The organism is Bacillus cereus group sp. MYBK245-2 (genome assembly GCF_051916145.1).
Lineage (GTDB): Bacteria > Bacillota > Bacilli > Bacillales > Bacillaceae_G > Bacillus_A > Bacillus_A pacificus.
This window is the reverse complement of sequence record NZ_JBQAGB010000035.1, coordinates 1-6,404: the sequence shown is the minus strand read 5'-3', so window position 1 is coordinate 6,404 and position 6,404 is coordinate 1. Positions and strand designations below refer to the sequence as shown.

The window sequence follows — 6,404 nt, the reverse complement described above, 5'->3', positions numbered from 1 at the left end:
TTTATTTAGATGGAGTGTCATTTGAAACATATCCTTCAATAGTTTTTTTTTTAGTATTTGAAGTAGGAATCATTTTATACTTGTTTTAATAAAGAAGTAAGGATTGAGAGTGATTTTAGGACCTATGGTTCTGAAACGAATATGGAACAAGGAATTTTAGATGGTAACCAACAACATTCGGTAGCAAAGAAAACGTACAAACCTTTGATACAATTGGGGTTGTACGTTTTCTTTTTGTATTATTCTATGCATCATTTTATACATTCCTATCCTGGCGTGGGTTTTCGGGTTCTCGTTTGTTACTAGATTATTAGCCAAAAAACTGTATAAAATCTCGCATGTTCTTAGCGTAGATTTTTTCCGAAATGCTGGCGGTACCCCTATTACAGAAGTAAAAACTTAAATTTCTACTTCTGTAATACTTGGGTTTTATGGTACGTAATGGTACAATTATATGTACTAAAAAGTACATTGTGGAGGTACTAAAATGGACAAAGAGAAAACGATTCAAGTCAAGTTTACAGTGAATGAAGAACAATATGAGAAGTTAGAAATGTTAGCAAAGATGAGAGAACTTTCTGTACCACAGTTTTGTAAATTAACTTCGTTACAAGTGAAAATACAACCAGCTCGACCAATTATTGTTGAAGGAAAATATGAGATGCCGGAACCAGAAGTATTGCTAATGAAAGAAGTAGAGGAACGTTATAATCCTGAGAAGCAATTTTTAAAGATAGATAAAGGGTTTAATGAACGATTATATGAATATGCGGTGAAAAAAACGAGAGGAAAATGAAGACGATCAATAGAGGTCGTTGCGTGTGTTGGTCAATCAAAACGGACCTAGCGAAGCGAAGGGAGTATTTGACTTGACCAACTGGACTATACCCGAACCCTCTCGGCACTGAACAAACTACTGTTTGTTCTTGCCAACCGGCGAGGGAGCCCCTCAAGGATTGAGGGGGTTGGGGAGTTCGATTGAGGGGGTCAAGGGGAAGAGTTCCCCTTGTAGGTTCGGACAAAGTCCGAGGTTTGATTCGGCTTGCCGAATAGCCCCGCAGGGCACACCTTTACGATAGTAAAGTATAGTGTGCTATACTTTACATGGAAGTCCACCGAAAAACAGTAGAGAAGTATATATACTTTATATGGTTCTAGGGACTGATAAGGACGTAGAACCTATGGAAAAGAGGCGAAAAAATGAGTTATGCAATTTGCCGAATGCAGAAATTTAAAATGCGAGATGTGAAGGGAATTCAGATTCATAATCAGCGAGAAAAAGAGAGTCACACAAATCATGATATTGAATCGGAGCGAACACATCTAAATTATGATTTACATAATGATGGCCACATTGATTATTTGAAAACAGTGAAAGACAAAATTGAACAGAATGTAGAGACCAATCGAGCGATTCGAAAAGATGCGGTTGTGATGTGCGAATTTGTTGTTACAAGTGATAGAGAATTTTTTGATGTATTAGATATGGTTGATCCAGCTCAACAAAAAGTATTTTTTAAAGAAGCGTATAGTTTTTTAAAAGATAGATATGGTGAACGTAATATTGTGCATGCAGCGGTACATTTGGATGAGAAAACACCTCATATGCACGTTGGTATGGTTCCAGTAACGGAAGAAAATAAGTTATCAGCCAAACAAATTTTTAACCGAAAAGAATTGGTTTCACTCCAGGATGATTTTTATGCTCACATGGTAGAAAAGGGCTTTTATTTGGAACGTGGTGTATCAAGTGATAAAAAGCATGTAGAAATGCGAAAATTCAAGGCAATGACCGCAAAAGAAGAGATAAAAGCACTAGAAACTGAAATCGGACAATGTCTACAGAAAAAAGAAGTAGTAAATAAACAAATGGAACAATTAGAATCTCGTTTAAATCAATTACAAAACGCAGTGAAATCAACAAATAAAGTTGATAAGATGGAAGTTAAACATAAAGGTGGTATTTTACGCTCTAAAACTGTTGAAATGAGCGTAGAAGACTTTGAGGAACTCAAAACTAAGGCAAAGGCATCAGAAGCCTTTAAACGCGAAAATATGACGTTACATCGTAAGAATGAAGCGTTACAAGCGAATAATACAGATTTACATACAACAGTGAAGCGTTTAGAAAAAGAAAATGAAGGGTTAAAGCCATATAAGGGCAAATATGAACGTCTAGCAAAATTATTTGATGAAATGAATAAATTTTATGAGAAGTTTATTCCGAAAGAAATTCCGAGATTTCATGAAATAATTGGTTTTTGTAAGAGAAAAGTAAATGGATCTATAAATAGATTTAGTTCTCTTAGGTATTCGGAAAAAGCATTGAATGAAAATGAGAAAAAAGGATATGAATCAGCATCAAAGTTTCTTGCGACTGAACAAAAGCAACAAAGAAAAGAACGTGGAAATGAACGAGAACTTTGATAGGAGGATTATGAATGAAAAAGCTAAGGAGAAATGCAATTCAATGCCGAAAATGTGGTGACGTAATTGAATCTAAATTTACTCATGATTTTAAGTATTGTTCATGCGGATCAGTGGGAGTAGATGGTGGTTTAGAATATGCTCGTATTATTGGTGATTCAGAAAATGTGATTGAACTTCATGAATATGAGGATAAATAAAAAGCATTACATCAATGGATGTAATGCTTTTTATTTAGGTACAAAATTAATTTTAGGAAGAACATGTTTTTGTAAACTGTTGTCACTAAATGAACTTAATGTTTGTGTCTTTGCATCAAATTGTAGTCCCAATGCTTTAAATATAACTTCTGTTTGTACAGGAGATAGACTAAATGATATTGTATCGTCATCTAAATAAATATTTAATTCAACGCCCTCAATCATTGTTTTTCGTCTCCAATCCTAATTTTTTTGATTCGTTTTTTGTTGTTTCTTGTTCTGGAAGAGCCTTTTGTTTCCCTCTTAATACGTCGATAGAATTTAAAGGCTTATCTTCTTCGTAATAACTTAATAATATTTGTCGTTTTGTATCGTTCCCTTTCATCATGATGTTAGGATTTACGATATAAACGCCATTTTGTTTTTTCTTGATAAAATTACTTTCTTGTAGTTTTTTCATAATACGTGTCACTGTACTTACACCGACACCAACATCTTTTGAGATACTTCTATATGTACCTATAAAAAGATTGTTAGATTGGTTTGTATTTTCCGCTATGTATATAAAAACATCTAGTTGTTTGTTGTCTATGATTCCTAGAACTGTTAAGAAATCCATTAAGTACATCTTCCAAAAATTCTTAGTTCCATATACTCTTTTGGTTATTTGGTCTACATGAATAACTTCTCCAGTTTCAGTGTCTACTAATTCTCGTTTCTTTTGACCAACTAATGTTTGAGTTTCTGCATGATATTCTAAATTCTCGGCATGTTTTTCCATGAAATATCCCCCAATATGTATTTAATATATATTCAATGTGTATTCATACCTGAACACCAAATAACTCTTTATAAGAACACTAACATACTTATATAAAAAATACAATTGTGTTCACAAAAAGAATACAGACATCTTCAAAAATGAACACAATTGCTATCAAATATGAACACAAGCAAAAACGTGAAATCCGTTGATATAACTGGGTTTATCCCACTTTTTATGCACGTTTCCTCTCTTCTAATATCAAAGGGGCTATTTAGCCCCTTTGATATTTTAAAAAAGACCAACTTTTAGTTGGTCTTTTTTTCTTTTTTTCCTTAAGAGCTAAAACTTCTACAAGGAACAGGTAGTATTTTTTGAGAAAAACACTCAAAAAATCTCCACCTTTTCCGCTTTGCTCCATCCTTGCAGAAGTTTTTTCGGCTCGTGTGCTTTTCTCGCCAAGCCGACAGACAAAAAGCAAAACAATGGTTCTCGACTTGGACAAGCAAGTATACGAGCCGAACCGCTTAGATCATTCGTTCCAAAATAGTCCTTATTCAAAAAATAGATACGTAATACGTGGGGTTTCGCCCCCACACGACGAGCCAGCACTCTAGCCAAAAAGCAAATGTAAGACCAAAAGACAAGAACAAACCATAAAAAAAGTCCTCCAGATTGTTTGACTGGGGGACTTTCATGTTCACAGATTGTTTGACTGGGGGACTTTCATGTTCACATAATTCTCGTTATCGGCATAAAAAAAGGATCTTAAATTGAAGATTCTTTTTACTATTTCTAATAGGGGTACAGTCCCGAAAATGCGGATTTACAACGTTAAGCAATTCTGAGAAGAAAAAAAGGCTAACTTAACAACGATAAGGGTTTTGAGACAAGTCATATGATACATTCAAAACTCTTATTTTACGTATTATTGATTCCATATCAATAGAGTAGACCCTATTGATACAAGGTTTTTTGTCTTAACGTTGTAAATCCGCATAATCCTGATGCTACCCTTAATAACAGGACTGTCGTATTCGACAGTCCTTATTCAGCGATTGCTAATCGAAAGATTATTCATATTATTTTTCATATATGATAATTTAATGTTATGAGTAAGTTCATCTAATATAGCTTTTTTTTTAATTTCTGAAGAATGACAAGTTAGTATAAGCAGGTCCACTAATTCTGGCTGTATATTAGATATTTCCTCTAAATAGTCCCTTTCGAATTCTTTCATCACTTGATATAAATCGCCCATTTTTAATGAAAATCCACATCAATTTTCTTTTTATTATTTGGTGTTGTTTTTGGCATTTTTACTTCTAACACACCGTTTTTGTATGTCGCAGATACACCTTCAATAGTTACAGGACTAGGAAGTGTTATAACTCGTTGGAAACTGCCTGTGTAACGTTCTTTTCTATACATATTCTTTTCTTTTGTTTCATTTGTTTTATTCATAGAACCACTAATGGTTAATACATTATTTTCAATATCAATGTTCACGTCTTCGCTTTTTTCAAGTCCAGGTATATCACATGTTGCCACAACTTCATTTTCAGTTTCATAAACATCTACCTTAATGTTTCCAAAGTGATTTTTATCCCCTCCAAAATCAAACGGTAATTCAGAAAAGATACGGTCAAAATCTCTTCGCATATTTACCAATTGTCTAAATGGGTCATATGGTGTTGATGCCATAATTGCATTCCTCCTTCATTTATCATTCATATGTTTCCCTGATTTTTTCATATTTAAACAGGTTCATTAGGAATCGACAACAACGTATTTTTGTTGAGCACTGTTCATATAATTCAATAAAAGGAGTGATAAAGGTGTAACGAGTGAAATATACCGAAAGTGATGTTGCACTGATGGCAAGGATGATGAGAGCAGAAGCTGAAGGAGAAGGACAGCTGGGGATGCTTATGGTTGGTAATGTCATCGTAAACCGATTAAAAGCAGATTGTTTAGATTTTTTGAATTTAAGGTCAGTAAGAGACGTGATTTTTCAAGTACAATTATATATCAATAGAGTGTACTCTATTGATACAAGGTTTTTTGTCTTAACGTTGTAAATCCGCATAATCCTGATGCTACCCCTAATAGTTTAATTCAGCTTATGGCATCAGCTTTTGTTACATGTACAGTACCAAATGGATGATTAGGAGGAGCATATATCGAGTAAAGTTTTAGAGGAATATTACCTGTATTGGTTAGATTATGCCATGTTCCAGCTGGTATCATTATTGCAAAATCATCATAGACATTTCTTTTAAAGTTTAAATTATCTTTACTTTTGCCCATTTGAACAATCCCTTGGCCTTGTTCAATACGTAAGAATTGATCAACGTTTGAATGCATTTCTAAACCAATATCTTCGCCAACATTGAGACTCATTAAAGTAACTTGTAAATGTGTTCCTGTCCATAAAGCAGTACGATAGGTATTGTTTTGTTTAGTTGCTTCATTGATATTAACAACAAATGGTTTTGGTCCATAATCTGTTAACGAAATTCTTCTATCACCGTTGGAAGGGTGAAAAGAATCAAATCTGTTTGCATGCTCTATCTCATTAGGAAAAGTACAATAAACAGACTGTCTTCCATAGTTATACATTGGTATTGGTACATTAACATAATAAAGATATTGATATGGATATATATAAAGATTATAGTGCATTTTCCCCAATCCTTTCACGTTTTTACAAAATTATTCTATGCACTTGTTAAAGAAATGTACTTAGATTCAAGGTGACTTATTAAAAACACATGAATACGTTATACAAATCTAGTATACATAACGTCTCATTATTGGAAGTGCATGTAAGATCACTATTAACTTAATTAGATTCTAATATTTCAAGTTTTTTAGCTAATACCCAACCAGTTAGACCTAAAGGCCTAGTCACAGGGTTGCTGCTCTAGTCCGTCAGATGATTTACATAAAATGTAATTTCTGCAACCGACTTACTGAGGCAACCCTATAGCGCCTTGTCTAAATACCTATAC

General features: G+C 33.7%; 7 protein-coding genes and 1 pseudogene. 4 read left to right on the top strand and 4 right to left on the bottom strand.

Features of this window, described 5'->3' with window-relative positions:
• Positions 1 to 487 precede the first annotated feature (487 nt).
• The 3 genes from ACTFRN_RS27910 to ACTFRN_RS27900 all read left to right on the top strand — a co-directional run bounded on the left by ACTFRN_RS27910 (position 488) and on the right by ACTFRN_RS27900 (position 2,627).
• On the top strand, positions 488 to 796 hold the full coding sequence (locus tag ACTFRN_RS27910; RefSeq protein ID WP_080349474.1) for a hypothetical protein: 309 nt from the start codon (positions 488 to 490) through the stop codon (positions 794 to 796).
• A gap of 404 nt (positions 797 to 1,200) precedes the next feature.
• Complete coding sequence (gene mobV / locus ACTFRN_RS27905; RefSeq protein WP_440038753.1) at positions 1,201 to 2,427, top strand: MobV family relaxase; 1,227 nt, start codon at positions 1,201 to 1,203, stop codon at positions 2,425 to 2,427.
• Between the two features lie 14 nt (positions 2,428 to 2,441).
• Positions 2,442 to 2,627, top strand: a complete 186-nt coding sequence (locus tag ACTFRN_RS27900) for a DUF7695 domain-containing protein (RefSeq protein ID WP_012552728.1) — start codon at positions 2,442 to 2,444, stop codon at positions 2,625 to 2,627.
• Between the two features lie 30 nt (positions 2,628 to 2,657).
• Here ACTFRN_RS27900 and ACTFRN_RS27895 read toward each other — a convergent pair whose 3' ends face one another.
• The 3 genes from ACTFRN_RS27895 to ACTFRN_RS27885 form a co-directional block, all read right to left on the bottom strand.
• On the bottom strand, positions 2,658 to 2,852 hold the full coding sequence (locus ACTFRN_RS27895; protein WP_012552733.1) for a hypothetical protein: 195 nt from the start codon (positions 2,850 to 2,852) through the stop codon (positions 2,658 to 2,660).
• Positions 2,845 to 3,408 (bottom strand): replication/maintenance protein RepL, encoded by a 564-nt coding sequence (locus ACTFRN_RS27890; RefSeq protein WP_012552730.1) that lies wholly within the window; start codon positions 3,406 to 3,408, stop codon positions 2,845 to 2,847. The genes ACTFRN_RS27895 and ACTFRN_RS27890 overlap by 8 nt, the downstream gene beginning before the upstream one ends.
• 1,245 nt (positions 3,409 to 4,653) lie before the next feature.
• The gene (locus ACTFRN_RS27885; RefSeq protein ID WP_000168945.1) at positions 4,654 to 5,094 is read right to left on the bottom strand and encodes an Hsp20/alpha crystallin family protein; all 441 of its coding nucleotides are present in this window, start codon (positions 5,092 to 5,094) and stop codon (positions 4,654 to 4,656) included.
• A gap of 173 nt (positions 5,095 to 5,267) precedes the next feature.
• Here ACTFRN_RS27885 and ACTFRN_RS27880 point away from each other — a divergent pair.
• Positions 5,268 to 5,414, top strand: a pseudogene (locus ACTFRN_RS27880) (cell wall hydrolase); the annotation flags it as partial.
• 94 nt (positions 5,415 to 5,508) lie between these two features.
• Here ACTFRN_RS27880 and ACTFRN_RS27875 read toward each other — a convergent pair.
• Positions 5,509 to 6,075 (bottom strand): cupin domain-containing protein, encoded by a 567-nt coding sequence (locus ACTFRN_RS27875; RefSeq protein WP_048557827.1) that lies wholly within the window; start codon positions 6,073 to 6,075, stop codon positions 5,509 to 5,511.
• Between the last annotated feature and the right edge of the window lie 329 nt (positions 6,076 to 6,404).

Coding starts and splice junctions, on each gene's coding strand:
- ACTFRN_RS27895 (WP_012552733.1), bottom strand. CDS start 2,852: ATGATTGAGGGCGTTGAATTAAATATTTATTTAGATGACGATACAATA.
- ACTFRN_RS27885 (WP_000168945.1), bottom strand. CDS start 5,094: ATGGCATCAACACCATATGACCCATTTAGACAATTGGTAAATATGCGA.
- mobV (WP_440038753.1), top strand. CDS start 1,201: ATGAGTTATGCAATTTGCCGAATGCAGAAATTTAAAATGCGAGATGTG.
- ACTFRN_RS27875 (WP_048557827.1), bottom strand. CDS start 6,075: ATGCACTATAATCTTTATATATATCCATATCAATATCTTTATTATGTT.
- ACTFRN_RS27890 (WP_012552730.1), bottom strand. CDS start 3,408: ATGGAAAAACATGCCGAGAATTTAGAATATCATGCAGAAACTCAAACA.
- ACTFRN_RS27900 (WP_012552728.1), top strand. CDS start 2,442: ATGAAAAAGCTAAGGAGAAATGCAATTCAATGCCGAAAATGTGGTGAC.
- ACTFRN_RS27910 (WP_080349474.1), top strand. CDS start 488: ATGGACAAAGAGAAAACGATTCAAGTCAAGTTTACAGTGAATGAAGAA.